General features: G+C 75.3%; 1 protein-coding gene. It reads left to right on the top strand.

The features are described from left to right. Positions 1 to 2,098, top strand: a 2,098-nt coding sequence (locus E1285_RS44705; RefSeq protein WP_207947304.1) for a ComEC/Rec2 family competence protein, incomplete at its 5' end; no start/stop codon positions are given. Positions 2,099 to 2,112 lie beyond the last annotated feature (14 nt).

Here is a 2,112-nt window from a genome sequence, read left to right as displayed (position 1 = left end):
GGCCGGGGTCGTGCTCGTGTGCGCGGCTGCTTCCGCGGCCGGGGTGGGGGCGCGGGCCACGGCCGTTGGCACCGGCCCCGTCCGGGACCTCGCCCGGGACGAGCGGTTCGCGGCGGCAGAAGCGGTCGTCACCGGCGATCCCCGGGCGAAACCGGGCAAAGGACGGCCCGTAATCACCCTTCGGGCGCGGGCGGAGGCGGTGCCGAGAGCCGAGGTCCGGGTCCCGGTGCTGCTGATCGCGAACGACCCGCGATGGCTTCGCCTCGTGCCGAGCCAGCGGGTGCGGCTCCACGGCAGGTTCGTGGAGCCCGAGGGCGCCGATCTCCTCGCCGCGGTCGTGATCGTCCGTGGACCGCCCACCGTCCTCGGGCCTCCGTCGAAGATCCAGCGCGCCGCCGAGCATGTGCGCGCGAGACTGCGGGCCGCGGTGGCGCGGCTCCCGCCCGACCAGCGCGGCGTCCTGCCGGGCATGGTCGTCGGCGACACCTCCCGCCTCGACCCGGCCCTGGCCGAGGACTTCCGCACCGCCGGGCTCACCCACCTGCTGGTCGTGTCCGGCGCGAACCTCGCGATCGTCATCGGAGCCGTCCTCGGCCTGTGCCGCCTCTTCGGCCTCGGCCGGCGGCGCGCCCCGCCGATCGCCGTGCTCGCGGTGCTGGCGTTCGTCGTGGTCGCGCGTCCCGAGCCGAGCGTCCTGCGCGCGACCGTCATGGGCGTCATCGGCCTGCTTGCGCTGGTCACCGGGCGGCGACGCCAGGGGCTCCCCGCCCTGGCCGCCGCCGTCCTCCTCCTCGTCCTGATCGATCCCGAGCTCGCGCGCTCCTACGGGTTCACGCTGTCGGTCCTGGCGACCGCCGGCCTGCTCGTCCTGGCGCCGCGCTGGCGGGAGCGCCTCGCCCGCCGGCTGCCGGGCCCCCTCGCCGACGCCTTCGCCGTCGCCGCCGCCGCCCAGGTCGCCGTGTCCCCGGTCCTGGTGATGCTCTCGGGCGAGATAGGCGTCGTCGCGGTGTTCGCGAACCTGCTGGCCGCTCCCGCCGTCGCCCCCGCCACCCTCCTGGGCGCGCTCGGCGCCGTGACCGCGCCGCTCTCACTGCCCCTCGCCCAAGTGATCGTGTGGCCCGCGGGCCTGGCGGTCGGCTGGATCATCCGCGTCGCCCGCACCGCCGCCGCGCTGCCCTACGCCACGATCCCGTGGACGAGCGGCGGCCTGGGCGCCATGACACTCCTGATCGCGGCCGGGTTCGCCCTGCTGATCCTGCGCAGCCGCCGCCTGCGCCTGCTCGCGGCGGCCGCCATGGCCGGAGTCCTGATCGCCGTCATCGCCATGCGCGCGACGGCCCCGGGCTGGCCGCCGCCCGGCTGGCAGATGGTCGCCTGCGACGTGGGCCAAGGCGACGCCCTCGTCCTGTCCGCCGCCCCCGGGCAGGCCGTCGTCGTCGATGCCGGCCCCGACCCCGCACTGGCCGACCGATGCCTCCGGCGGCTGGACGTCGAGGACGTCCCCCTGCTCATCCTGACCCACCCGCACGCCGACCACATCGACGGCACGTCCGGCGTCCGGAACGGGCGCGACGTCCACGAGATCCTGACGACGCCCCGCACGTCCGGCCGGGAGGCACGCCTCGCCCCCGGCCTTCCCGCCCGGCTCGGCCAGGAAGGCCAGCAATGGCGCGTCGGCGACCTGACACTCTCGGTGCTGGCCCCGGCCGCCGGCTCCCCCCTCTCAGCGGAGGACGACGGCACCACGATCAACAACGCGAGCGTGGTGCTCGTCGCCCGCAAACCCGGCTTCAGCGCCCTCCTGGCAGGCGACATAGAGGAGGAGGCGCAACGCGCTCTGGAGACGAGGGTCCCCCGCGTCCAGGTCCTCAAGGTCCCGCACCACGGCTCCCGCAGCCAGGACCCCGGATTCCTGGCCGCCGCCCACGCGTCCGTATCCCTGATCTCGGTCGGCGAGGGCAACGACTACGGCCACCCGTCCCCGGCGACCCTCAGCCTCCTGCAACGCCTTCACACCCGGATCCACCGCACCGACCAGGAAGGAGACATAGCCATCACCCGCACCACAACAGGCATAGCAGTCGTACCCCGCCGCTGACGCCCACCTCACCC

The sequence above is a fragment of the Actinomadura sp. 7K507 genome (genome assembly GCF_004348425.1).
Lineage (GTDB): Bacteria > Actinomycetota > Actinomycetes > Streptosporangiales > Streptosporangiaceae > Spirillospora.
Note: the sequence above shows the minus strand (reverse complement) of the source record. Positions and strands in the feature narration are given on the sequence as shown.